This is a genomic window from Synechococcus sp. BS55D (genome assembly GCF_004332415.1).
GTDB lineage: Bacteria > Cyanobacteriota > Cyanobacteriia > PCC-6307 > Cyanobiaceae > Synechococcus_C.
Genome location: NZ_PHQT01000005.1, coordinates 27069 through 51363, shown reverse-complemented (window position 1 = coordinate 51363; position 24295 = coordinate 27069). Strand labels below are relative to the sequence as shown.

The following is a 24295-nucleotide window of genomic DNA, read 5'->3' as shown; positions in this document are numbered from 1 at the left end:
CTCAAATTTCATACAACCTAATCAGCTTTTTGAGGCAGTCAACTTGGTTGTGACATCTGCCTGCAGCATCGGCCGAACCCAACCCAATTTGCGCTCCAGCTCCTGAATCATCCGCCCCGCCAGGTCTTTCCCCGTGGCGGTTTCGATGCCCTCCAACCCAGGGCTGGAATTCACCTCCAGGAGCAGGGGGCCGCGTTCCGAACGGATGATGTCGACACCGGCCACATCGAGGCCCATGGCACGGCAGGCTGCGATCGCCAGACGTCGCTCGTTCTGCAGCACCCGCACCGCCCGGGCCTTGCCGCCCTGGTGCAGGTTGGCGCGATAGTCGCCCAGGGCCGCGGTGCGCTCGATGGCCGCCACAACCTTGCCGCCCATCACAAAACAGCGGAGATCCTTGCCGCCGGCTTCCTTGATGAATTCCTGCACCAACAGGTTGGCGTTGATGCTTTTCATCGCATTAATCACGCTCTCGGCTGCCTTCTGTGTTTCCGCCAGCACCACGCCGCGCCCCTGGGCACCCTCGAGCAACTTCACGATCAGAGGAGCCCCGCCCACCATCGTGATCAGATCTTTCGTGTCGAGCGGGGAACTGGCAAAGCCAGTCACCGGCACATTCAGGCCATGGCGCACAAACAGTTGCGATGCCAGCAGCTTGTCGCGCGAGCAGCTGATCGCTTCCGCCGTGTTGAGCGTCTGCAAGCCCATGGCCTGGAACTGACGGGTCACCGCACAGCCATAAAACGTGACGCTCGGGCGGATGCGCGGGATCACCGCATCGAAACGCTCCAACACATCGCGGCCCCGGTAATGCATCTCCGGGCTCTGGGCATCGAGGCGCATGTAGCAGTGCTTGATCGCCAGAAACTCCATGCGATGGCCGCGCTCCTCCCCCGCCTCCATCAAGCGGCGATTGCTGTAGAGGTCGGGATCGGTGGCGAGCAGAGCGATGCGTAGCCCCTTGCGCTCCACCCGGTGATGGGCATACATCGCCTCCACCTGGGCATGGTCGTACTGCACTAGGTGATGGCTGCCCTCCGGATCCACCAGCACCCGGCCCACCATCGCCTCACGGCCGAGCAGCATCCGATACCCCATGGCATCACGATTCGTGAGCGTGAGCTCGATCGGCCAGCTCTGATCACCAAGTTGCAGGGTCTCGCGAATCACATAGCGGGCCTCCACCAGACCGCTGGTGTTCTTCACCCCGCGCTGCTGGAGCACCGGTGCCTCATGGCGCACCACCACCGATCGATCGTTTTGAAGGGGATGCACCTCAAAACTGATCCACTCCTTCCCCTCCCGTTGAAACGGCGTGATGTTGAAGGCATGCAGTGACGAGGTCGCGGCACCGGAATCCACGCGAGCTTTGATCGCCGCTAGCCCGAGGCCTGGCAGACCGCACCACTCCTCACTACCAACGATCACCTTGGCGTTCATCGCCATCAGTGCGAAACACCTCAATCTGATCCCACTGCCAGGGCGCTGATCAAGCGATGATCCAGTTCATACGCTGACGCCTGGAGCGATGCGCAACCACTGCCCCGCCCTCGCCAACAAGACCTACTTCAACTACGGCGGCCAGGGCCCGTTGCCCACACCATCGCTGGAGGCCATCACCAGCTCATGGCAGCAGATTCAAGAACTGGGGCCCTTCACCACCGATGTCTGGCCGTTCATCGGCCGTGAAGTCAACAGCACCAGGGCCCTGCTGGCCGGACTGTGCGGCGTCCCCCCCCATCGCTTGGCCCTGAGCGAGAACGTCACCAGTGGCTGTGTGCTGCCGCTCTGGGGCCTGCCCCTGCAGCCTGGAGAGCGCATCCTGATTGGCGACTGTGAGCACCCTGGAGTGGTGGCCGCCTGCCAAGAGCTGGCGCGGCGTCGGCAACTTCAGATCGACACCCTGCCGGTGAAACAGCTCCGCGGCGGTGGCGACCAACAGGCGCGAACCGATGCCGACGTGCTCAGTGCCCTCACGGCCAACTTGCATGCGAACACCCGGCTTGTGGTGCTCTCCCACCTGCTTTGGAACACAGGGCAACGGATGCCGATCGCAGCGGTGGCCATGCAGCTCAGCCAGCATCCCAGCCATCCCTACCTGCTGGTGGATGCGGCCCAGAGCTTTGGGCAGATCCCAGTCGCCGAAGCCGCTGCTGCCTCCGACATCTACGCCTTCACAGGCCACAAGTGGGCCTGCGGTCCCGAGGGCCTGGGTGGCGTAGCGCTCTCGGAGCGCGTGCTGGCGGAGGCCAGTCCCACCCTGATCGGTTGGCGGAGTCTCAAGGATGAAAGCAGGGCCATCGCCGGGGATCCGGATCCTTTTCACCACGACAGTCGCCGCTTCGAGGTGGCGACGAGCTGCATACCGCTCATGGCAGGCCTCCGCACCTCGCTGGAACTGCTCGAGCGAGAGGGGAGTGCGGAGCAGCGGTTGGCACGGATTCAGGCGCTGAGCACCAAGCTCTGGCAGCAACTGACGGCACTGTCAGGGGCCTCCCCCCTGCTTGAGGGTCCTCCCCCGGCCGGGTTGGTGAGCTTCCAGCTCGCCGGGACCACCCCTCCAGCCACGACCGTTGAAACCCTCGGCGCCAAAGGGATCTGGATCCGCGATCTGGCCGATCCCATCTGCCTGCGGGCCTGCACCCATGTCGCCACCAGCGAAACCGAGGTCGACCAGCTCATTCACCAAATTGGCACTATTTCGTAACGCGAATAGCACGCTAACGTGTCACATAGCATTATCGTGGACCTTGCGACGCTGCCATCCGTTGTGAATGGTTCAGGCTTGGAGGTGCTGCAGGCGTTTCTCACCCAGCCCCGGCCCTGGCTGGCCCTGCTGCTTGCCCTCAGCGCCGCCTTCCTGATGGGGTTCGCCCGCAGCGGCCTCGGCACCGGCGGCTTTGTGGTGTCGGGCGGCGATCTCAACATCGTCCATCGCCGCATGGAGGTGCTGGTGGCCCTGCTCTCGCTGCTTTATGTGGCCCTGGTGGCGGGCCGCAACGTCATTGCCAGCGCCGGTGGTGGCGGTGGACCGGCCGGCCCCACCGGCCTGGTGCTGGTGGGATCGGGAGTGGGTATCAGCCAGACCGTGGCCAATTCCGGCTCACCACTGCTCACGGTGTTTTTTCTTCGCCATCAGGTTCCACGCAGTCGCTTCGTGGCAGCACAACTGATCGCACTGATGGTGCAGAACCTTCTCAAGTTGATTCCCCTGATCAGCCTCGGCATCCTCCATCTCGGCAACGCCGGCAGTGCCCTGCTGCTGATCCCGGTCACAGTGATCGGCAATCTGAGCGGCCAGCGCTTTTATCGCGGTGCGAGCGAGCGGTTGTTCTTCCTCTGCTATCAGGTGCTGCTCCTGATCGGCTTTGCCGTGAGCGTGGCCCTGATTGCGGGACGCAGCAGGATTCTGGGCCTGCTCTAGGGCTGCGGGCAGCCCAAAGAATCAGCCGATCAACAGCTCAGGCGAGAGCGAAGCGCCTTCTCCGCCTCCTCACGGTCATCGAAATGCACTTTCTCAGTGCCCAGGATCTGATAGTCCTCATGCCCTTTTCCAGCAATCAACACCAGATCGCCCGGTGCCGCCGAAGCCACCGCCCCGGCGATCGCTGCAGCCCGGTCCACCGCCACTACAGGCTCACATCCAACCGGCAGGCCCGCCACCACATCGTTGAGGATCTGCTGGGGGTCCTCGGTGCGTGGGTTATCGGATGTGACCACAACCCGATCCGCCAGCTGGGCGGCAATGGCCGCCATCTGAGGCCGCTTACCCCGATCGCGGTCGCCCCCACAGCCGAACACGCAGACCAAACGCCCCTGCACAAAAGGACGGCAGGCCTCCAGGGCGTTCTTGAGGCCATCAGGGGTATGGGCGTAATCGACCAGCACGGCAGGTAGCTGATCGGCAGCCGCTGACGGCACCACCACCCGCTCCATGCGTCCCGGCACGCCACGGAAGCTGCTGATGCCCTGCAGCAGCATGGGCAAAGGAAGGCCCTGTTGCTGCAGCACACCAACGGCCTGCAACAGGTTCATCAGGTTGAACCGCCCGACCAGCGGCGACTGGAACATCCCCTCTCCCCTCGGTGTCAGCAGGCGCCCCTCCACACCGCTGGAGCGCATCACCAGATCGGTCATGGTCAACTCAACGTCCTGATCGGGTTCGAGGGAACTGCGCCAGCAGCGCTCAGCCAACCGCTCGGCCAACTGTCGGCCCCAGGGGTCGTCAACGTTCACCACAGCCCGAGCCCCCTCATCAAGCAACAGAGGCGCCGCGAACAGGCGCGCCTTGGCCTCGAAATAGGCCTCCATCGATGGGTGGTAGTCGAGGTGGTCCTGGGTGAGGTTGGTGAACACAGCCCCAGCGAAGCGGCACCCGGCCACCCGCTGCTGCTCCAGGGCGTGGGAGCTCACTTCCATCGCCGCCACCTGGGTGCCACCGGCCACCGCCTCCGCCAGCTGGGCCTGAAGACGATCGGCAAAGGCCGTGGTGTGGGTGGCCGTGATGCTGTGCCCAGGCCAGCGGTTCACCAGCGTGCCGAACAAAGCGGCGGGTCGACCGGCCTCCAGACTCAAGTGCTCGATCAGATGGGTGGTGGTGGTCTTGCCGTTCGTGCCCGTCACTCCGATCAAGGTCATGCGACTGGAGGGGTGCTGCCAGAACGCCGCGGCCAATTCACCGATCCAAGTGGCTACCGGCTCGGGCACCACCAGCACAGGATCATTCTCCCCCGGCGGTTGAGCAGCCGCCGCCGCCGGGCCAATCACCGCAGCCACGGCACCATCGGCGAGGGCCTTAGGCCAGAAACTGCCGCCATCCACACGAACCCCAGGCAACCCCAGAAACAGGCTGCCCGCGCCAACACAGCGGGAATCGCAGGTAATCGCCTGAATCGGCGCATTGGCCAGTGACTCCGGCCAGGTCAGGCCAACAGCTCGCAGGAGCGAATGCAGCGTCTGAGACATCGCCGACCCGAAAACGATGGGGCCGTTCTAATCCGATCCAAGCGCCTTGGAGCAGGCCCGTTGCAACCAGTTCAACAGGCCCTCGTCACTCAGTCGCGGGGACACCCGCGGTAGCTCCAGCTGTCTCCCGATGATGACCAGGGTGAGCACAGGCACCTCCAGGTCGAATCGGGCCCGAAGTTCAGGGGAACAATCCGGAGCATCGATATCCACCACCTCCAACGACAGAGGCGGTTGCAAGGCGGACAGATCAAGCGCGCGCAAACGCTCCTCCAGCCCCTCGCACAAACAACAGCCCTTGCGGCTGAAGAGGGTGAGTGTTTGCTGCTCAGTCGGGGACAGGGTCACAACCGCAAGGGGTGAAGGGATGGCAGCGGCTGAGCCGGCGCAAGGTAAGCCATCCGCCTCGCCAGGGACCATGGCGCTGGATCGCCTCCAACCCATAGGCGCTGCAACTAGGAATGAAGCGGCAGCGGGGCCCGAGCAACGGCGAGAACCAGCGGCGATAGAAGCCGATCAGGGCCAGCATCAGGCCAGCAAGGAGTTGGTTGCAGAGGGCTGGAATGCCGCCAGATAGAGTGTTCGATTCGCGCATGCGGAGCCACGGTCTGGGCCTTGTGTCCAGCATGACGGTTGAGCGGCGCGAATGGTCCCAACAACTCCTTCCCTATGTCTCGATACCGCGGCCCTCGCCTGAGGATCACGCGGCGCTTGGGAGACCTTCCCGGTCTCACCCGGAAGGCCGCAAAGCGGTCCTATCCCCCCGGTCAGCACGGCCAAGCCCGTCGCAAGCGCTCTGAATACGCGATCCGTCTCGAAGAGAAGCAAAAGCTTCGCTTCAACTACGGCGTCTCCGAGCGTCAGCTCGTGCGCTACGTGAAGAAAGCGCGCGCCCAGGAGGGTTCCACTGGAACCAACCTTCTGAAACTGCTCGAGAACCGTCTCGACAATGTCTGCTTCCGCCTCGGCTTCGGCCCCACCGTTCCCGGTGCCCGTCAGCTGGTGAACCATGGGCACGTGACCGTGAACGGTCGCGTCACCGACATCGCCAGCTATCAGTGCAAGCCCGGCGACGTGATCGCCATCCGCGAGCGCAAGTGCAGCAAGCAACTGGCTGAGGGCAACCTGGAGTTCCCTGGCCTGGCCAACGTGCCTCCGCACCTGGAGCTCGACAAGCCCAAGCTCAGCGCCAAGGTGGTGGGCCGCTGCGAGCGCGAATGGGTCGCGCTCGAAATCAACGAACTGCTGGTGGTGGAGTACTACTCCAGAAAGGTCTGACCTTCAGTTACACCACATGGCTTCATGCCCCCACCTCGGTGGGGGTTTTTTTGTGACTAGGCATCAATGGTGGAGAGAGCTAAAACAAACAAACCGCTTAAAGCCCCCATGGCACAAGAATCCCAGCAATGGACGACGGGTGCGCATCGGTGGTGTCCATGAAGATTTTTATGACCCTGGTTTCTGCATCAACAACGACGTTGTGGTGATCGATGGCGGGCAGGAGTTTTTTTCGCCCGATGCAAAGCAGTCACTCAGCGATTTTTAAAGACTGCTCCAAACGGTTGACCTGTTGTTCCAAGGTCGCTTCACGTCGTTGCAACTCGAGCTCTCGCTCGTGAGTTTGCTCATCCATCTGCGCGCGACCACCATTCATCATCTCCGAGTAGGTCAGTGCTCTCGGCTTTCCAGGGAGCGGAGAGGGGTCAACCATTGGCAAAATCCACTAGGGTCAGATCAAATACTGGCGAAACCTCGAAATCTCGCCGCCATACTGAATTTATTTGTACCATTGCTTCCAGCATTCGGCATCACCACTCCTCAAAAAGCAGGCCGAACAACTCGCTTCCATACCACTAATCAACGAAAACAATCCCCTTGAACAGCGCCGTTACCAAAACCCTGTCAACAACTCCGCTGAGGCGCATTGACTTAAATATCAAGCCGTACATGAGCAGCGACGACAGAATTGCCGCCTGGCAGATCATTAGCACGATCGTCCCCTTGACCTTATGCTGCATTGCAATTGCCAATGTCACCGAAAAGCTGTCAATACTATCACTCATATTAACACCCGTTCTTTTTATTTTTATCATTCTTTTTTTAAGCAGAAGCTTTTCACTGATGCATGATTGCGGCCATCACAGCTTGTTCAAGGCCAAGGCCTCCAATCGTGTTGCCGCCTTCCTTCTCAGCATTGTTCACGCCATGCCTCATCACCCTTGGTCAAGGGGTCACGCATTTCACCACAAACACAATGGCAACTGGAATCGTTACAGAGGTCCATCGGCTTTAACGACGCTCCGCGAATATAAGAACAAGACCAAATACTCTCAGTTTGCCTATAAAATACTTCGCCACCCCTTAACCCTCTTACCTGGGGGCTTTTACTATTTGGTGATCAAGCCGAGAGTTGCATTACTTCTGGGATTTCTCGAATTGATTGCAAAAGGTACTATCCATGGGTGCCGTGAATTGTCTAGTGGCAAAGTGTTTAACCCCTTTACGTTCATCGACAAACACAAATCAAGCTTTTTCTACACCAGAGAGGAGGTTTACGACACAACTGCCAACACCATTTGCGTCTCACTTACCTGGTGGTGGATCGGAAGCGCAATCGGATATTGGCACTTTTGGATCCTCTACACCTCAATCATGAGCACCAGCGCAGCAATCATGATCGCAGTGTTCTTTGTCCAACACAACTTCCCAGGATCGTATGCGAGTGGCGAAGACAATTGGAGTTACTTCAAAGGTGCTGTCGATGGCTCATCATTTTTAATCATGCCTCCTGTTCTCAACTGGTTCACCGCTGATATCGCTTACCACCACGTGCATCACCTCTCCGAAAGAATACCAAATTATCGCTTGCGCATGTGCCATCAAGACGAACAAAACAACTTTGACAACGTTAAGCGACTACGACTTGATCAAGTCTGGGAGTGCTTTTCATTAATCCTTTGGGACAACGAAGCCTTTAAGCTTGTTTCAACGAAACAATAATTTCCACATCTTGCGCATATTGCTCTGCGGAAGCGCGAATAGATAAGTCTTGATTCTTACTGAGAAAAACAACAATCTCCTAAACTCGATAGCCGATCGAATCTCCCCCTTGCAGCATCCCGCGACCGCACCCGCTACTGCCACCCGGGCCATCCATCACGGTGAGAGCTACGCGGCCGAGACCGGCACGGTGATGCCGCCGATCTACGCCACCTCAACCTTCGCCCACGGCAACCCTGGCGGGTTCGACTACACCCGCTCGGGGAACCCCAACTTCCGCATCCTCGAAGGCGTGCTCGCCTCCATTGAGCAGAGTGCCCACGCCACGGTGTTCGGTTCAGGCGTCAGCGCTATTACCGCCATCGCCTCCACCCTCAGCCAGGGGGATCTGGTGCTCTGCGAAGAGAACCTCTACGGCTGCACCGTGCGCCTGTTTGAACAGGTGTTTGCCAAATTCGGTGTGCGCACGGAATGGGTCGATTTCACTGATCCCCAAGCGCTCACAACGATTGCTGAGCGCCAACCCGCCATGGTCTGGCTGGAGAGCCCTACCAATCCCCTTCTCAAAGTGATTGACCTGGAAGCGGTCTGCAGCGCAGCCCGCAGCGCAGGTGTGCCCGTTGTGGTCGACAACACCTTCGCCACAGCCTTGGTGCAGCGCCCTTTGCAGCTGGGTGCCACGCTCTCGCTCACCAGCACCACCAAATACATCAACGGTCACTCCGATGCCTTAGGGGGTGCCGTGTGCACGGATGCCCCTGAATGGCATGGGCGCATGGTGTTTGCCCAGAAAGCCCTGGGCCTGATGCCATCCCCCTTCGACTGTTGGCTGATTACACGGGGCATCAAAACCCTGCCCCTGCGCCTTCGGCATCAGATGGCCAGTGCGGCGACGATCGCTGACCACCTGGCCATGCATCCGGCCGTGAACTGGGTGCGGTATCCCCATCGAAACGATCATCCCCAGGAAGCCGTGGCGCTCCGTCAGATGCGTGGCGGTGGAGCGATCGTGACCATCGGCATCCGAGCAACCCGTGAGCAGGCCTATGCCGTTTGCAAGGCTCTGCGCTGGTTCACCATGGCCGAAAGCCTTGGGGGCGTTGAAAGCCTGATCTGCCACCCCGCCACCATGACCCATGCCGCCGTGGCCGCCGACGTGAAGGAGAAGCTCGGGATCAGTGATGGGCTCGTGCGTCTCTCGATCGGCTGCGAAGATCCCGACGATCTGATCGCCGATCTCGATCAGGCCCTCGCCCTGCTGTCATGAGCCCCCGCGATCTGCAGCACAATCCCTGCTGGCAGGCCGCGGACCTGGGTCATCCGCTTCCCGATGCCACCCATGCCGTGTCGGTGGCATTGCCCCGCTGGAGGGATGTGGTGGCCTACGAAGACAACGATCCGGCCTGCCGGTCGCAGTTGCGGGCGATCTATCCCCGTTTCGGCTTCCACCCGCTGGTCTCAGAGCTAGCCAGGGCTGCCCTGGATGAGAGCGGTGCCCCACCAACCAGCAGAGCCTGGCCCTATCCAACCCTCGCCGCGGCGGAGGCCGCGCTGGCGCACTGCCTCCGCGAGGCACCCGACGCTCACACAACGATCGCAACAGTGCGCGGACTCGCTTGCTTGATTGCCGACCCTGACAGCACTGCAGCAGCCAAGGCCTTCTGGCAGCACGCCGGCCTCGGGGCCTCCTCCCGATTGGCGGCCATCGCCCTTGGGAAGGAGAGCGCACCCTCCGCCAGCGAAGCCAACGCAGCGCTCCAAGCCGTGATCAGCCGCCTGGCGCAGATGTATGGCTGCAACGCCGAGAACATCTCGCTGCATCCTTCTGGCATGGCAGCCCAACACGAAGCGCTGCGACTGGTGAACCACCTGCATCCAGGCCGCCCCTCTCTCCAGATCGGCTTCCCCTACGTGGATGTGCTCAAACAGCCCCAGGTGCTGTTCAACGGTGCAGAGCTGCTGATGGACAGCAGCCCCGCCATGGTTGAGGCCGCCCTAGAGCGACTCAAGCCGGCAGCACTGGTGGTGGAACTCCCCAGCAACCCGCTGCTGCAGTGCGTTGACCTGCCAACGATTGCCAAGCTCGCCCACGCCCGCGCCATCCCCGTGATCGCTGACGACACGATTGGCTCCGGGCTCAACATCGACGCCCTTCCCCATGCCGACCTGGTGTTCAGTTCCCTCACCAAGAGCTTTGCCGGTCGGGGGGATGTGCTCGCGGGCAGCCTGATCGTGAGCCCCCACTCCACGTGGAGGCAGACCTTCCTCTCCAAGCGGTCATCCAATGAAGCAGGCATCCTGGCCGGCCTCGCTGCCGCTGATGCAATCCCCCTCGAACAAGGCAGCCGCGATCTCAACCAGCGGTTACCCCAGCTCAATGCCAACACGCTTGCCTTGGCCGAGCATCTGAAACAGCACCCGGCAGTGGAACGGGTCTTTCACCCGGCTGACTGCGCGAACTTCGCCGCCCTGATGCGATCCGATGCCGGGAACGTCGGTTCAGCCCCTGGTCATGGCTGTTCCGCCCCTGGTCACGGTTGCCTGCTGTCGTTTGAACTGAAGGGAGGCACCGTGAAAGCCCAGCGGGTCTACGACGCCCTCTCTGTGTGCAAAGGGCCGAGCCTCGGCACGGCCTTCACGCTCTGTTGCCCCTACGTGCTGCTCGCCCACTACGAGGAACTGCCCTGGGCTGCATCCTGCGGCGTGCCCTCCCATCTCCTGCGGGTGTCTGTGGGACTGGAGGACCCTGCAGAACTCTGGCAGCGCTTTAAACAGGCCCTGGAAGCTTGAAACCCATCCTCAAGGAATCTGAACAGGGCCTTAACAGCCGGCCTCATTACGCCCTGAACTCCCTACATTGCCTTGATTGGGTTTCAGCAACTTTCCCCATGTCTCGCGTTTACGCCGATAACAGCCAGGCCATCGGCAACACTCCCCTGGTGCGCCTGAACCACGTCACCAAGGGCTGCAAGGCCACCGTGCTCGCCAAGGTTGAAGGCCGCAACCCCGCCTACAGCGTGAAGTGCCGCATCGGCGCGAACATGATCTGGGACGCCGAGAAGCGTGGCGTGCTCAGCGAAGGCAAGACCATCGTCGAGCCCACCTCTGGAAACACCGGCATCGCTCTGGCCTTCACGGCGGCAGCCCGCGGCTACAAGCTCATCCTCACGATGCCTGAGTCGATGTCCATCGAACGGCGGCGGGTGATGGCCGTGCTGGGTGCAGACATCATCCTCACCGAGGCCGCCAAGGGCATGGGTGGTGCCATTGCCAAGGCCAAGGAGATCGCCGAGAGCGACCCCAGCAAATATTTCATGCCCGGTCAGTTCGAGAACCCCGCCAACCCCGAGATTCACGAGAAAACCACAGGTCCAGAAATCTGGAATGACTGCGACGGCGCCATCGACGTCCTCGTGGCAGGCGTCGGCACCGGTGGCACGATCACCGGTGTATCGCGCTACATCAAGAATCAGGCTGGCAAGGCAATCGAATCGGTGGCCGTGGAACCCAGCCACAGCCCTGTGATCACCCAGACCCTGAACGGCGATGAGGTGAAGCCAGGCCCCCACAAGATTCAGGGCATCGGTGCCGGATTCATCCCCAAAAACCTCGACCTCTCGGTCGTCGACAAGGTGGAGCAGGTCACCAACGAAGAGTCCGTTGAGATGGCCCTGCGCCTCGCCAAGGAAGAAGGTCTGCTGGTGGGCATCTCCTGTGGTGCCGCAGCTGCTGCCGCGATCCGCCTGGCCCAGCAAGATGCCTACGCCGGCAAAACCATCGTCGTGGTGCTGCCCGACCTGGCCGAGCGCTACCTCTCCTCGGTGCTCTTCGCTGATGTGCCCAGCGGCATCATCGAACAGCCCGCAGTGACCGCTTGATCAGCGCCTGAACGCCACTCAGTCTCCGGGGGCCGCTGCCTTCAGCACCGCCTCCGGAGCGATCCACATGGCATCGCCGTAGGAATAGAAGCGATAACGCTCCCCAATCGCGACTTCGTAGAGCTTGAGGAGACGCTCGCGACTGATCAGTGCGCTCACCAGCAAGAGCAGTGAGCTTTTCGGCAAATGGAAGTTGGTGAGCAGCCCCTGCACCACGGCAAAACGAAAACCCGGCTGAATCACCAGATCCACAGGACCTTTTAAGGGCTGCAGCTGTCCCCCTGCCGCAGCCGCCGCCCCTTCCAGAGCTCGGACGCTGGTGGTGCCCACAGCAATCACCCGTCCACTCCGTGCTCGGCAAGCCTTCACCGCCTCCACCAAGTCGGCCGACACCTCGACCCATTCGCTGTGCAGCGTGAGCTCGCTCAGGTCTTCGGTCTCCACAGGCCGAAAGGTGCCCAGGCCCACGTGGAGCGTCACCGAGGCCAGCGCAATGCCCCGCTCCCGGATCGCTGCCAGCAACGGATCACTGAGATGCAGCCCCGCCGTGGGAGCCGCCACAGCCCCGGGTCGTGCGGCATAACGAGTCTGGTAACGGGTTTGATCCGCCTCGTCGTGCCGGGTGATGTATGGGGGCAGAGGCACCTCTCCATACCGCTCCAACAGGGCTTCGATCGCGATCGCGTCCTCGCAGCCGGCAGGGAATTGCACGATGCGACCGCCACTTGCCGCATCGCTAGCCAGCACCTGCAACGGCAAAGGCTCCTGCTCAAGACCCTCGAGCCACACCTGATCGCCAGGACGCAACTTCTTCGCAGGACGGGCCAGACACAGCCAGCGCCCCTCACCCCACGGCTCTAGCACCAGCAGCTCCGCCATCCCTCCCCCGGAGCGACGCACCCGCAAGCGGGCCTTCAACACCCGCGTGTCATTCACCACCAGCAGATCGCCGGGCTGGAGTTCGTGCTGCCAGTCCCACACCGTCTGATGACGCACCTGTTCGAGCGGAGCATCGATGGATGGCACCATCAGCAACCGCGCTGCATGCCGCGGCTCCACAGGCGACTGAGCAATCCGCTCTTCAGGCAACTGATAGTCGTAGGAACTGAGCTGGAGATCGCGGGGGTCAGACACAGGCACCGGCGCGGCAATGGCCAATCTGCCTAAGCGCGGGCAGGGTCCTGCATCGGCTCCTTCACGTAATACCTCACGATCGAAAACACCCGACTGCCGTCGGCCGACAGGGCCCGGAACAGGTTCAGGCCTCGCTGATTCAGCAGTGTCATGTCGAGACGGTCGCGAGGAATCGCCACGGGCATCACAACAGTGGTGGTGCGGTCCGGGTGCTGCTGCTCCTCCTGTTCCACGTAGTCGCAGAAGGGGTCGATTAGTGAACTAAAGGGGCTGTCGAGCAGCTTGAACTCAAGGGAGCCCGTCTGGGTGCCGGCCCAGCGATCCCACTCGGTACTGAGCCGACCGGGGTCCTCCTCTTCCGCGAGCACCATCACCGCTGTCACCGAGTCGGCAAAGGAGCAGGCATAACGCACGGCCTCAAAGCTCGGCATGGTGAGGCCTGCAATCCAAACAATGCAGTGATGCCCCGTGGGGGTGCTGCGCTCCGGGCAGCAGAGGGGTTCCATGCCAGCTCTTGGTGCGATGGCCGCATACACCTCCCGATAACGGCGACGGATCATCGCCAGCCCTGCCACGAGCAGGGGAATCGCAATGACAACCGTCCAGGCCCCCTCATCAAACTTGCTCACCACGATCACCAGCAGCACCAGGAAGGTGGCGAGGGCTCCCAGGGCATTCATCAGCATGCGGCCCTGCCAACCATCACCCCTAAGCCGCCACCAGCGCCGCACCAATCCCAGCTGCGAGAGAGTAAAAGCCGTGAACACCCCGAGGGCATAGAGATTCACCGCCACGGTGGTGTCTCCCCTGCAGATCAGGATGATGAGGGCGGTGAAGGCCAGAAGCACACCGATGCCGTTTTGATACACCAGCCGGTCTCCTAGCCAGCTCATCTGCCTCGGAAGGCAACGATCATCGGCAAGCATCGCCGCCAGCCGCGGGAAGCCGGCGAAGGCCGTATTGGCTGCCAGCACGAGAATGAGCAGCGTCGCGATCTGGAGTGCCCAGAACAACACGCTGCCTGCTCCGAACACGCGGATGCCGATCTGGGCCAGCACGGTGACCTTGGGATCGGGGGCGATGCCATACATGAATCCCATGCCACTCACCGCGAGGAACATCAGGGAGAGCAACACCCCCATCACGAGGAGCGTCTTGCGAGCATTCGCCGGAGCAGGCTCCTTGAATACCTTCACGCCATTCGCAATGGCTTCGATCCCGGTCATGGCGGAACAGCCAGAGCTGAAGGCCCGCAGAATCAGAAACAGACCGATGGGTTCAAGCGCCTGCATCGACGGGGGCGCATCCGCTGACCAGCCGTGGTGGAACGTGAGGTCCTTCAGACCCGCGATCGTCAGCAACACCACCATCAACACAAAGGCATAGGTGGGAATCGCAAACACCCGACCGGCCTCCTTCACCCCCCGCAAATTGGCCCAGCCCACCAGCACCAACAGCAGCAGTGACAGCGACACCTCATGGGGAAGCAGAGATGGCGCCAGAGACGACAGCGCCTGGGTTCCCGCCATCAGGCTCACCGCCGCCGTGAGCGTGTAATCGATCAGCAGGGCAGCTGCGGCAACGAGGCCCACATTGCGACCGAGATTGTCGCGAGCCACCACGTAAGAACCGCCACCATCGGGATAAGCGGCGATCGCCTGGCGATAGGAGAGCACCACAATCGCGATCAGGGCGATGATTGCCAGGGTGATCGGCACGGACAGCCCGAGGGCAGCACTACCGCCAAGGATCAAAACGCCCAGCGCTGCCTCCGTGGCATAGGCCACCGACGAGAGCGCATCGGAGGAGAGGATGGGCAGGGCCTCAAAGTTGGGCAGCCGCTCGCCGACGGCGGCTGCACGGGGTAAAGGTCGACCGAAGAAACGGGACAGAAAACCAGTGGACACGACTTAGAGCATTCGGTCCAAGCCTGCCAACGTTGCCCGGATCTGACAGCTCCTGCCCTGATCGCTCAGATCGCGAGGCTTTCCGGCCTGGTCTCGATCAGTTCCGCGAGATCCTTCAGGAAGGCAGCGCCATCAGCGCCGTAGATCACGCGGTGGTCGGCCGTGAGGTTCACCTGCATCTGACGCTTCACGGAGATGGAACCGTCTTTGCCCGCCACCACAGTGGGGCGAGAAGCGGCAACCGCCAGGATCGCGCCGGTGCCTGGGGGAAGAATCGCATCGAAGCGATCGACGCCAAACATGCCCAGATTGGAGAGGGTGAAGGTGCCGGTGCTGTATTCCTCTGGCTGCAGCTGCTTGCTGCGGGAGCGCTTCACCAGGTCAGCCCACTGACGCGACATCTCATAGAGATCGGTGCGGTCGGCCTGACGCAACACCGGCGTAATCAGACCGCCGTCTTCCATGGCCACCGCCACGGCCACATTCACATCAGCGGGATAGGCCATCCCGGCGGCGGTGGTAGCGGCATTCACCTGGGGGTGACGGGCCAAGGTCACCGCCACAGCCTTGGCCAGCAGGGCCGTCATCGTGACGCCCTTGGGCTTCACCTGCTTGTAAAACGTATCGAGCTTGTCCGTGGTGATGGTGTACCCCACGCGGAAGCAGGGCACCGCCAGGCTGGCTTCCATGTTGCGATTCACCGCCGCCTGAAGCGTGTTGAAGGCAACGGTGTCGCCGGGGGCACCAAAGCTGTTGCCAGCCGGAGCGCTGGGGGCAGCAGCACCGGCACCGGCCACCACAGCGACTGCCGTGCCTTCACCCACACGGGGAACACTCACGGGGCGCCCAGCAGCCCGCTCCACATCTTCCGCCTGGATCCGGCCATTGGGTCCAGTGCCGCGGAGACCAGCGAGATTCACGCCCATCTGGGCCGCCAACTTCTTGGCACGAGGACTGGCCACGAGACGACCGTTGCTGGCCACGGGCGCAGGGGCAGCAGCGACCGGTGCCGCGGGTGCCGCAGGAGCGGGGACAGCAGCAGGTGTGGGTGCTGCGGCAACAGGAGCCGGTGAAGAGGCCGCAGCAGCAGGCTGAGCAGGAGCAGCTGCTGCGCCACCGCCTGATCCTGCCTTGGCCTGAGCCTCGGCGATCTCGGCCTCGGTCTCCACGATCAAGCCAATGGTTTCACCAACAGGAGCGGTGCTCCCAGCTGGCATCAGCACCGCCGCCAGGTAACCCTCATTGAAGGATTCAACATCCATGTCGGCCTTGTCGGACTCAACCACGAGCACCGACTCTCCCCGTGCCACCTTGTCGCCGGGCTGTTTGAGCCACTCCACGATCTTGCCCTCCGTCATGGTGGAGCTGAGGGCAGGCATGAAGATGTCGTGGGTCGCCAAAACCGTCTCCAGGTGGGCTGAGTAGGGGGATTTTACGGGCCGACCAGACCGCTGAGCCCAAGAAGGGATCAGTCCTGTTCGATCGACTCGACCACCCCGTCCCGCACGACGACAGCCACCTGCATCTTGCTCACGAGGTTGTCGCCCACCTTGAGCTCGCAGAAGCTTTCGATCTGGCCCTGCTCAACGATCTGCTCCATCTCGAGCTCGCGCACCTGAGCCTGCTGCTGCAGCAGGTTGCGCTTCTGCTCCTCCAGTTCGGCCCGTTTGGCAGCCACCTGTTGCTGTACCTGCGCCACCTGATCCTGCACCCGGGGATCAAGGGGGTTGGCGCTCTGGCGACGGATCTCGTCCACCACCTGCTGCCCCTCCTGCTCCAACTGGGCCAGCTGCTGATCGGTGGTGGCAATCGCATTGCTCAACTCGCGCTCAGCCTCCTCCTTCCAGGCGGGAGTCACGACGGCACGAACGGTGATGGAACGCTTGATCGAGAGGCTGGTGCCGTCTGACATGGGAGCCGTGAGGGAGCGCCAAGCGTCTCAGCCCAACGCCGGAAGGTCAAGACGGATGACCGCCCCTCAACGGCCGTAGATGGCCTCGATCGCCGCGCGATCCCTCTGACTGATCCGATCGCGGCGCTGCTTCAAGGTTTGGGTGAGTAAGCCATTCTCAATCGAGAACGGTTCCACCAGGGCTACCCCCGCCAACCGCTCATCGGCACGGGATCCGACCCGCTGCGCCAGCAATCGATTGAGTTCACCGCGCAGCAGGCGGCGCAGGCTTTCATCACCGGGCCGCCCTCCCAGCTCCTCGCCAAGGGCCAGCCCCTGATCAGAGGCCCAAGCCTGCATGGTCTCAACCCTGGGCACCACCAAGGCACCGAGCTGACGCTCGTCCTGACCCACCAGCATCACCTGCTCGATCAAGGGGCTGGCCACCAGCGCCTCCTCCAGGGGGCCTGGCTCGATGTTTTCACCGCTGCTCAGCACGATCGTGTCTTTAGCCCGGCCTGTCAGCACCACCGAGCCATCCGGCAACAACATGCCGAGATCACCGGTGTCAAACCAACCATCGGCATCCAGCACTTTGGCGGTGGCCTCTGGTTGACCGAGATAGCCCTTCATCACCTGCGGGCCTCGCACCAGCACCAGACCCCGCTGGCGGTATCCGAGGGGCTGACGGCTCTCGGGATCCACGATCCGGAATTGCGTCTCCGGCATCGGCAAGCCGGAACTACCGCGGATGTTGCGCCAGGGACGACGACAGCTCACCACGGGGCTGGTTTCCGTGAGTCCATAACCCACCAGCAGTTCAATCCCTACAGCCTCAAAAAAGGCGTCCACGTGGGGAGCGATCGCTCCACCGCCGTTGATCGGGTAGCGCAGTTGACCGCCACTTAACTGAAGGCGCAGCTTTGGCCAGATCAACCGGGATGCCAAGGCATGGGCCGGCCAGCGGCGTGCCGCCTCGGCAGTGGCGCGCAGTCGATCGCGTTTGCGCTGCGGCTCCAACATCAGATCAAGGCTGCGGCGCCGGGCCAGTCCATAGGCGCTGCTATTCGCCAGGGCTGCCCGCAGCAGGCGCTGACGGGAAGCGGGGAAGGTTTTCACCACATCTTCAAAGCCCGCCTGCACGGCCTCCCAAAGCCTCGGCACCGTGACCATCACCACCGGCTTCACCCGGGGCAGATCCTTCTTCAGCTGCTTGATCGTGGTGTAGGTCTGCGAGCAGGCACAGGAAAAAAAGAAATATTCCGCACTGCGCTCGTAGGCATGCCAGATGGGCAGCACACTCAGCACCGGGTCACCGGCTTCTGGCCTCGCGACACAGGCAAGGCTGCGCATCTGATGCAGCAGGTTGCCGTGACTGAGGGGCACCCCCTTGGGCTGGCCGGTCGTCCCGCTGGTGTACAGGATCGTTGCGATCGTTGCGTCCGCGGTGGCACGGTCTCGCCCTGCCTCCGGATCAGGAGCGGTATGCCCTTCGCCCAGGGCAAGGAAGTGATCAAAGGCGAGCACCCCTTCCGCCGCCTTTCCCTCAAGTTGAAGCACAAAGCGAAGTCGCGCTCGCAACTGGGGCGGGAGGTCAAGGCGCCGCCAGAGGTCGGTGTTCTGAACCACCAAGGCCACCGCCCCGGAATCCTCAAGGATGTAACGGAGTTCCTCCACGGGTGCGGCAGCGCCGCGCACCGCATCAGTGGCCCCGGCCCGCATCAGCCCCTGATCCGCCACCAGCCAGCGGGGGCTGTTCTCCGCAAAGAGCCCCACCACATCGCCGGAGCTGATGCCAAGCGCAGCGAACGCGCTGGCCGCCCGCGCGATTCGTTCGTCCAACTCGCCGTAACTGAAGCGCTCCGGATGAACGGCATGGGGAGCGTCAACCGCCAGCACCCGGCCGTGATGGTGAGCAAGCCAAGGCCAGATCTGATCCACCCGTCCGAGGGCCTGCACATGCTCCTGACGGGCCAGGGCTTGCTGCTCCCGCGCTGTAGGGCTCCAACTGGCTTGAGCGAATGACGACACGGCAGGGACCCGGGATTGCCCAGGGCTATCACCCTGGGGCGCCATCGGCAATGGCAGCTAGAAATTCAAGGACTGAGCCATTCGAGGCCAAACCGCGCCGCCAGGGCCTGGCCCAAGAGGGGCTGCACCTCCTCCACTGTCAAGCCTGGAAGCCAGTCACTCAGTCGCCCCACCGGACGACCGCTTAACCCGCAGGGCACGACGGCCTCAAAACCTTCGAGATCACAATTCACGTTGAGTGCGAGCCCGTGCTGGGTGATCCAGCGGCGGCAACCAACCCCAATCGCCGCCACCTTGGCGCCGTCCAACCAGACCCCGGTGAGGCCTTCGATCCGCTCACCCTGCAGCTCCAGAAGCTCCAGCACGTCGATCACCACCGCTTCCAACTCACGCAGGTACCAGTGCAGATCAGGCTGATGCCGGCGCAGATCAAGCACTGGATAGGCCACAAGCTGACCGGGCGCATGGTGCGTCACCTCCCCTCCCCGATCGATCCGATGCAGGGGCGCCGGAGGGTGCGAGGGATCAAAGCGCAGATGCTGCTCACTGGCACCACGGCCAAGGGTGTAGCAGAGGGGATGCTGCAGCAACCAAACAGCCTCGGGGTGGGCCGCTCCCGGCTCCACCAACAGCCGCTCCTGCCAGGAGCGCTGCCAGTTCCAGGCCTCTGAAAATGACACAGGCGAAGCGGGCTCAAAAAGAAATGCCGCAGCCTGCATTGCCCCCTGGTTTGGCGTCTCTAGGTTGCGGATATCGTCTGGCACCGGAGGGATGCCGTGAAGCTGCTGATCCATGGTCGCAATCTCGAACTGACCCCTGCTCTGCGCGACTACACCCAGTCAAAGCTGGAGCGGGCGGTGCAGCACTACAACGACATGGTCAAGGAAGCGGATGTGCATCTTTCCGTAGCCCGCAACCCGAGAGTTCCCCAGCAAACAGCGGAGGTCACCGTCTTCGCCAACGGCACCGTGATTCGCGCCCAGGAACGCAGCGAAAACCTCTACGCCAGCATTGATCTGGTTGCCAACAAACTCTGCCGACAACTGCGTCGGTTTAAAGAGCGCCACAGCGACCATCACCACAGCCATGGCCATCGCGCCAGCGAGACGCCCCCCACCGATGCGGTGACCAGTGAGGCACCCATCGATGGCTCGCTACTCGACGGCAAGGAGGCCCAACTCCCTGAGCCCGCGGTGCGTCGCAAATACTTCGCCATGCCACCGATGCGCATGGAGGAAGCCCGCCATCAGCTCGATCTGATCGATCACGACTTCTACCTCTTTCGTGATGCGGAGAGCGGTGAGCTGCAGGTGATCTATCGCCGCAACCACGGTGGCTACGGCGTGATTCAGGCTCGGGACTGATCACGGGCTTCCAGCCCGGCTCCCGCGCCAGGATTCCATGCCCCCAGTGCCGCTTCCGACCCGCCGGCAGGATCTGCCTGAACTGGCCCCCCTGATCCACCAAGCCCTGCTGGATCCCCACCTGACGCCCGAACAGCTGCAGGAGGGCTGTGACGCGGCGCGGCAACTTGGGATGGGTGGGCTCTGCACCAGCCTGCGTCATCTGCCGATGCTGCGGGAACGGCTTGGTGCCCCTGGTGCAACCCGACTGATCGCCACCATTGCCTTCCCCTTCGGTGGCCTCCCTAGCGAGCTGAAGCAGGCGGAAGCGGAATGGGCAGCAGAGCAAGGGGCAGACGCCCTGGATGTGGCCCCTGATCTGGCCGCATTAGCTACCGGGGATGGCAATCAGTTCGCAGAGGAGCTCGCCACCCTGGGCGCAATCGGCCTTCCGATCACGGTGGTGCTCGACCTGAACCGCCTGGCTGACGATCGGCTGGAACTAGCGGTTGAAGCGGCCCTCGATGCCGGGGTCTGCGCCCTACAGAGTGGCCCTGGCTTCGGGCCAGGGGTCACCCCAGCCCAGATCCAGCGCCTGCGAGGACTCTGCCGCGCGCGCTGCGGGATCAAAGCCGTGGGCGGTATTCAGCAGCTGGAGACCTGTGCGGCGCTGATCGAAGCCGGTGCAACAGCGCTGGGCACGAGCCATGGCCCTCAGTTGCTTCAGGAACTGCGCCGTCCCTCCTCAGGCGGCTCCCATGGGGACTGAGCGACGCCTCGAGGGTCTAGCGCTGAAGGTGGGCCCCCTTGGAGAACACGATCGACTGCTCACCCTGCTGAGTCGGGAATCGGGAGTGATCCGACTGGCTGTTCCCGGAGCCCGCAGGCCGCGCAGCAGCTTGGCCGCAGCGGTGCCCCTCACCCAACTGGACTTGCAGGTGGTCGGCCAGCGAGGTCTCCCACGGATCCGGCAGTTGCGGGTGCAGCACAGCTTCAGCGCCGTCGGACAGCGGCTGGAAACCCTGGCCGGTGCCCAGGCGCTGGCGGAACTTTGCATCGCCCTGGTGGCCGGTGACGATCCGATGCCAGGACTCCTGGACATGGTGTTGCTGCATCTGGAGCGGCTGGAGCAGTGGAGTCGGCTCCAACCACCCCAACCGACCCTCGCCCTGGCCGGCACGGTGCAGGCCTGCGTGCACCTGCTCGCCCTCGGCGGCTATGGGCTGCCGCTCCAAAGCTGCTGCCGCAGTGGCTCCGCCCTGATACCACCCATTGGCCAGTGGGACTGGCGCTGCAGCCTGCTGGCGGAGGAAGGCTTTGCCATCGAGCGCCAACCGGGGGCCGCGATTCAGCTCAACCCATCGGAACTGGCCCTCCTGCAGCGACTCCCCAGGGCCGAGCTCCCCCACCGACGCGATGGTGAGCTGATGGGACCAGTCGATGTCTGGCTACGCCTGCTCACGGTTGTGGAGTGCTGGATCAGGGCCCATCTGCCCCGGCCGGTCCGTTCCCTCGCCATGGTGCGGGAGGCTGGGCGATCATGACCCGGTCACGGCAGCCACTTTGAGCGGTCCATCTCTGAACATCCCGGAACCAGCCCTACCGACCGGGGGCAATCCAGAAGGGGGACGTGGTCTCCAGGCCGTTCTCAGGCTTGAGGATTTCCGCAAACTCTGGATCGGCCAAATCTTCTCCCAGCTGGCCGACAAGTTCTACATCGTGCTGATGGTCTTCTTGATCGATCAGCACCTGCTGCTGACGCAGCAGCACAACGGGGTCCTGGCGGATGTCGCGTCCGACTACGGCTTCGACATCAGCACCCGCACCCAGGTGATCACGCTGCTGGCCACCGGAATCTTTGTCGCCAACACCATTCCCGCCATGGTGCTGGGAAGCGTGGCTGGGGTCTGGGTGGACCGCTGGCCCAAGCGACGGGTGATGGTGGCCTCCAACGGCCTGCGGGCGCTCCTGGTGTTGCTCACACCGCTCTGTCTGATCCCCGGCCCCCAGATCCTCGGATTGCCCTGGGGCTACTGGGGACTCCTTGTGATGACCTTTCTGGAGTCAATCCTGACCCAGTTCTTCGCACCGGCGGAACAAGCCGCGATCACGCTGCTGGTGCCAGGAGAACACCTGCTCGCTGCCAACTCGCTCTACCAAACAACGAGCATGGGCGCCACGATCGTGGGCTTCGCCCTTGGGGAACCGATCCTTCGCGCCCTCAACCTGGCCTCGGAGCGGCTCGGTATTCCCGGTGGGGAATTCACTCTGCTGCCCTTTTGCTACGGCATGGCGGCCCTGAGCCTGCTGGCGATCCGGCGGGATGAGCCCCCCCGAACCAGCTCTGGACGCTCCGTCTGGCAGGAGATCGGCGAAGGGATGCAGGTTCTCAGGCACTTTCCGACCGTACGAAGCGCCATGGTGCATCTGGTGCTGCTCTACAGCCTGCTGGCGGCCCTCTATGTGCTGGCCCTCCAGCTCGCCGCACTGATCACCAACCTCGGCCCCTCCGGCTTTGGCACTCTGCTGGCCATGAGTGGCCTGGGCATGGCCGTGGGCGCTGTACTGACCGCCCAACTCGGCCATCGCTTCAGCCGCCGCCGCCTGACGGCAGCCGGTCTGGGAACGATCACCTGGTCGCTGCTCCTGCTCAGCCAGTTCAAGGGCTCCCTGAGCGGGACCCTGGGCCTTTGCGGAATTCTCGGCGTAGGTGCTGCCCTCGTGGCAATTCCAGCCCAGACCACGATTCAGGAGGACACCCCTGAACACCAGCGGGGGCGCGTGTTCGGCCTGCAGAACAATCTGATCAACATCGCCCTCAGTCTTCCGCTCGTGCTGGCGGGGACCCTGGTGAGCCGTGTGGGCCTCTCCCCGGTGCTGGGACTGCTTGCGATCCTCGCTCTGATTGCTGCACTAGTGGAGCGCCCCTGGAAGCGCTGCTAACTTTCTTGTTCAGCAGAGGGGAAGCAGCGGGTGGCGCATATCGCCTGGCTGGGCAAAAAATCACCGTTCTGCGGCAACGTCACTTACGGGCTGAGCACCACGGAAGCCCTAAAGGCCCGTGGCCATCAGACCAGCTTCATCCATTTCGACAACCCGGAGGCCCCGGCCAATCGAACCACCTCGCTGCTGGCGAACGATCCGGACGTCAGCCTGCCGTACCTCATCAAATCGCAGGTTTACACAATCCCTTCACCAGGGGCTCAAAGGGAATTACGCGAATCCCTAGAACGGCTTCAGCCCGATCTGGTCCACGCCAGTCTCACCCTCTCCCCCCTGGATTTCCGCCTCCCAGACCTCTGCCAGCAACTGGGAGTGCCTCTGGTCGCAACCTTTCACCCACCCTTCGATGCCGGCCTGCGCAACCTCACCGCTGGCACGCAACAACTGACCTACCAGCTGTATGCACCGGCCCTGGCCCGCTACGACAGGGTGATCGTGTTCTCCGATCTGCAGGCTGAAGTGCTGGCCCGACTCGGGGTTCGTGAAGAGCGGCTGGCCGTGATTCCCAATGGCGTCGACCCCCACTGCTGGGCCCCAGGGGATCCCAGCACGGTCAGCCCAGGGCAGCAGGCGGTACGCGAACGACTGGGCGACGACCGGATTTTCCTCTACATGGGGCGGATCGCCACCGAAAAGAATGTCGAGGCCCTGCTCAAGGCCTGGCGGCTGGTCAATCCCCGTGGCTGCCGGTTGGTGGTCGTGGGAGACGGCCCCCTCCGCACCACCCTGCAAAACGCCCATGGCAATGGCAGCGTGACCTGGTGGGGCTACGAGTCAGACCTCTGCACCCGGGTGGCCCTGATGCAGGCAGCCGAAGTGTTCGTTCTCCCGAGCCTGGTGGAGGGCCTCTCGCTCGCACTGCTGGAAGCGATGGCTTGCGGTTGTGCCTGCGTGGCCACAGACGCTGGTGCCGATGGGGAAGTACTCAACGAAGGCGCAGGCATCGTGCTGAGCACCCAGGGGGTCACCACCCAGCTGCGCACCCTCCTACCAGTGCTTCGCGACCAGGAGGTGCTCAGCGCCGAACTGGGCCGACGCGCCCGCGAGCGGGTTCTGGAGCGCTACACCCTCAGCCGCAATATCGAAGCGATCGAAGCCCTGTACGCCGAGCTACTCAGAACCCGCACCAGCCACGCTGCTTGA

At 62.8% G+C, this 24295-nt stretch carries 23 protein-coding genes; 13 read left to right on the top strand and 10 right to left on the bottom strand.

The window, feature by feature from the left end; translation table 11 throughout:
- Positions 1-21: 21 nt before the first annotated feature.
- Positions 22-1446: a 30S ribosomal protein S6--L-glutamate ligase gene (rimK, locus tag CWE16_RS11035; RefSeq protein ID WP_236629712.1), complete on the bottom strand. Its 1425-nt coding sequence runs from the start codon at positions 1444-1446 to the stop codon at positions 22-24.
- A gap of 82 nt (positions 1447-1528) precedes the next feature.
- Between rimK and CWE16_RS11030 the strand changes: the two genes are divergently transcribed.
- Positions 1529-2707 (top strand): aminotransferase class V-fold PLP-dependent enzyme, encoded by a 1179-nt coding sequence (locus CWE16_RS11030; RefSeq protein ID WP_131595410.1) that lies wholly within the window; start codon positions 1529-1531, stop codon positions 2705-2707.
- 18 nt (positions 2708-2725) lie between these two features.
- The gene (locus tag CWE16_RS11025) at positions 2726-3424 is read left to right on the top strand and encodes a sulfite exporter TauE/SafE family protein (RefSeq protein ID WP_236629711.1); all 699 of its coding nucleotides are present in this window, start codon (positions 2726-2728) and stop codon (positions 3422-3424) included.
- A 29-nt stretch (positions 3425-3453) separates the two neighbouring features.
- Here CWE16_RS11025 and CWE16_RS11020 read toward each other — a convergent pair whose 3' ends face one another.
- Genes CWE16_RS11020 through yidD form a run of 3 tightly spaced genes read right to left on the bottom strand, consistent with a single transcriptional unit; the run spans position 3454 to position 5560 of the window.
- Entirely contained in the window at positions 3454-4965 is a 1512-nt protein-coding gene (locus tag CWE16_RS11020; RefSeq protein ID WP_131595408.1) for a UDP-N-acetylmuramoyl-L-alanyl-D-glutamate--2,6-diaminopimelate ligase, read from the bottom strand.
- A 27-nt stretch (positions 4966-4992) separates the two neighbouring features.
- On the bottom strand, positions 4993-5313 hold the full coding sequence (locus tag CWE16_RS11015) for a glutaredoxin family protein (RefSeq protein ID WP_236629710.1): 321 nt from the start codon (positions 5311-5313) through the stop codon (positions 4993-4995).
- Entirely contained in the window at positions 5294-5560 is a 267-nt protein-coding gene (gene yidD / locus CWE16_RS11010; RefSeq protein WP_131456102.1) for a membrane protein insertion efficiency factor YidD, read from the bottom strand. The genes CWE16_RS11015 and yidD overlap by 20 nt, the downstream gene beginning before the upstream one ends.
- A 74-nt stretch (positions 5561-5634) precedes the next feature.
- On the opposite strand from yidD, the gene rpsD reads away from it, so the two are divergent.
- From rpsD to cysK, 6 genes are all read left to right on the top strand, one after another.
- Positions 5635-6243, top strand: a complete 609-nt coding sequence (gene rpsD / locus CWE16_RS11005; RefSeq protein WP_131456100.1) for a 30S ribosomal protein S4 — start codon at positions 5635-5637, stop codon at positions 6241-6243.
- Between the two features lie 139 nt (positions 6244-6382).
- Entirely contained in the window at positions 6383-6511 is a 129-nt protein-coding gene (locus CWE16_RS12375) for a hypothetical protein (RefSeq protein WP_269088346.1), read from the top strand.
- A 329-nt stretch (positions 6512-6840) separates the two neighbouring features.
- Positions 6841-7965 (top strand): fatty acid desaturase, encoded by a 1125-nt coding sequence (locus CWE16_RS10990; RefSeq protein WP_236629709.1) that lies wholly within the window; start codon positions 6841-6843, stop codon positions 7963-7965.
- 109 nt (positions 7966-8074) lie between these two features.
- Positions 8075-9232, top strand: a complete 1158-nt coding sequence (locus CWE16_RS10985) for a trans-sulfuration enzyme family protein (RefSeq protein WP_131595400.1) — start codon at positions 8075-8077, stop codon at positions 9230-9232.
- The gene (locus CWE16_RS10980; protein ID WP_131595398.1) at positions 9229-10755 is read left to right on the top strand and encodes a PLP-dependent transferase; all 1527 of its coding nucleotides are present in this window, start codon (positions 9229-9231) and stop codon (positions 10753-10755) included. The genes CWE16_RS10985 and CWE16_RS10980 overlap by 4 nt, the downstream gene beginning before the upstream one ends.
- Before the next feature lie 98 nt (positions 10756-10853).
- A complete protein-coding gene (gene cysK / locus CWE16_RS10975; RefSeq protein WP_131595396.1) occupies positions 10854-11843 on the top strand; it encodes a cysteine synthase A in 990 nt (329 codons plus the stop codon).
- Between the two features lie 18 nt (positions 11844-11861).
- On the opposite strand, the gene queA is transcribed toward cysK, so the two are convergent.
- The 6 genes from queA to lipB form a co-directional block, all read right to left on the bottom strand.
- Positions 11862-12977, bottom strand: coding sequence for a tRNA preQ1(34) S-adenosylmethionine ribosyltransferase-isomerase QueA (gene queA / locus CWE16_RS10970; protein WP_131595394.1), 1116 nt, complete (start codon positions 12975-12977; stop codon positions 11862-11864).
- A gap of 29 nt (positions 12978-13006) precedes the next feature.
- Positions 13007-14884 carry an APC family permease gene (locus tag CWE16_RS10965; RefSeq protein ID WP_236629708.1) on the bottom strand — a complete coding sequence of 626 codons (1878 nt, stop codon included), beginning with the start codon at positions 14882-14884 and terminating at the stop codon, positions 13007-13009.
- 65 nt (positions 14885-14949) lie between these two features.
- Positions 14950-16284, bottom strand: coding sequence for a dihydrolipoamide acetyltransferase family protein (locus CWE16_RS10960; protein WP_131595392.1), 1335 nt, complete (start codon positions 16282-16284; stop codon positions 14950-14952).
- Positions 16285-16352: 68 nt separating this feature from the next.
- Positions 16353-16796 carry a YlqD family protein gene (locus tag CWE16_RS10955; RefSeq protein ID WP_131456087.1) on the bottom strand — a complete coding sequence of 148 codons (444 nt, stop codon included), beginning with the start codon at positions 16794-16796 and terminating at the stop codon, positions 16353-16355.
- Positions 16797-16862: 66 nt separating this feature from the next.
- The gene (locus CWE16_RS10950) at positions 16863-18851 is read right to left on the bottom strand and encodes an AMP-binding protein (RefSeq protein ID WP_201737997.1); all 1989 of its coding nucleotides are present in this window, start codon (positions 18849-18851) and stop codon (positions 16863-16865) included.
- Between the two features lie 20 nt (positions 18852-18871).
- Positions 18872-19525 carry a lipoyl(octanoyl) transferase LipB gene (gene lipB, locus CWE16_RS10945; RefSeq protein ID WP_236629727.1) on the bottom strand — a complete coding sequence of 218 codons (654 nt, stop codon included), beginning with the start codon at positions 19523-19525 and terminating at the stop codon, positions 18872-18874.
- 57 nt (positions 19526-19582) lie between these two features.
- On the opposite strand from lipB, the gene hpf reads away from it, so the two are divergent.
- The 5 genes from hpf to CWE16_RS10920 are packed head-to-tail and all read left to right on the top strand — an operon-like array spanning position 19583 to position 24295.
- On the top strand, positions 19583-20170 hold the full coding sequence (gene hpf, locus CWE16_RS10940) for a ribosome hibernation-promoting factor, HPF/YfiA family (RefSeq protein ID WP_131595386.1): 588 nt from the start codon (positions 19583-19585) through the stop codon (positions 20168-20170).
- A gap of 37 nt (positions 20171-20207) precedes the next feature.
- Positions 20208-20918: a 2-deoxyribose-5-phosphate aldolase gene (locus tag CWE16_RS10935; RefSeq protein ID WP_131595384.1), complete on the top strand. Its 711-nt coding sequence runs from the start codon at positions 20208-20210 to the stop codon at positions 20916-20918.
- Positions 20908-21693, top strand: a complete 786-nt coding sequence (gene recO / locus CWE16_RS10930) for a DNA repair protein RecO (RefSeq protein ID WP_131595382.1) — start codon at positions 20908-20910, stop codon at positions 21691-21693. The genes CWE16_RS10935 and recO overlap by 11 nt, the downstream gene beginning before the upstream one ends.
- A 19-nt stretch (positions 21694-21712) precedes the next feature.
- Entirely contained in the window at positions 21713-23092 is a 1380-nt protein-coding gene (locus CWE16_RS10925) for an MFS transporter (RefSeq protein ID WP_201737996.1), read from the top strand.
- A 30-nt stretch (positions 23093-23122) separates the two neighbouring features.
- On the top strand, positions 23123-24295 hold the full coding sequence (locus CWE16_RS10920) for a glycosyltransferase family 4 protein (protein WP_131595379.1): 1173 nt from the start codon (positions 23123-23125) through the stop codon (positions 24293-24295).

Bases quoted from the DNA above. Each gene is read 5' to 3' on its own strand.
- recO (WP_131595382.1), top strand. From the start codon at position 20,908: ATGGGGACTGAGCGACGCCTCGAGGGTCTAGCGCTGAAGGTGGGCCCC.
- CWE16_RS10955 (WP_131456087.1), bottom strand. From the start codon at position 16,796: ATGTCAGACGGCACCAGCCTCTCGATCAAGCGTTCCATCACCGTTCGT.
- CWE16_RS10935 (WP_131595384.1), top strand. From the start codon at position 20,208: ATGCCCCCAGTGCCGCTTCCGACCCGCCGGCAGGATCTGCCTGAACTG.
- CWE16_RS11020 (WP_131595408.1), bottom strand. From the start codon at position 4,965: ATGTCTCAGACGCTGCATTCGCTCCTGCGAGCTGTTGGCCTGACCTGG.
- rimK (WP_236629712.1), bottom strand. From the start codon at position 1,446: ATGGCGATGAACGCCAAGGTGATCGTTGGTAGTGAGGAGTGGTGCGGT.
- yidD (WP_131456102.1), bottom strand. From the start codon at position 5,560: ATGCGCGAATCGAACACTCTATCTGGCGGCATTCCAGCCCTCTGCAAC.
- CWE16_RS10950 (WP_201737997.1), bottom strand. From the start codon at position 18,851: ATGGCGCCCCAGGGTGATAGCCCTGGGCAATCCCGGGTCCCTGCCGTG.
- cysK (WP_131595396.1), top strand. From the start codon at position 10,854: ATGTCTCGCGTTTACGCCGATAACAGCCAGGCCATCGGCAACACTCCC.
- CWE16_RS10980 (WP_131595398.1), top strand. From the start codon at position 9,229: ATGAGCCCCCGCGATCTGCAGCACAATCCCTGCTGGCAGGCCGCGGAC.
- CWE16_RS11030 (WP_131595410.1), top strand. From the start codon at position 1,529: ATGCGCAACCACTGCCCCGCCCTCGCCAACAAGACCTACTTCAACTAC.
- rpsD (WP_131456100.1), top strand. From the start codon at position 5,635: ATGTCTCGATACCGCGGCCCTCGCCTGAGGATCACGCGGCGCTTGGGA.
- lipB (WP_236629727.1), bottom strand. From the start codon at position 19,525: ATGCAGGCTGCGGCATTTCTTTTTGAGCCCGCTTCGCCTGTGTCATTT.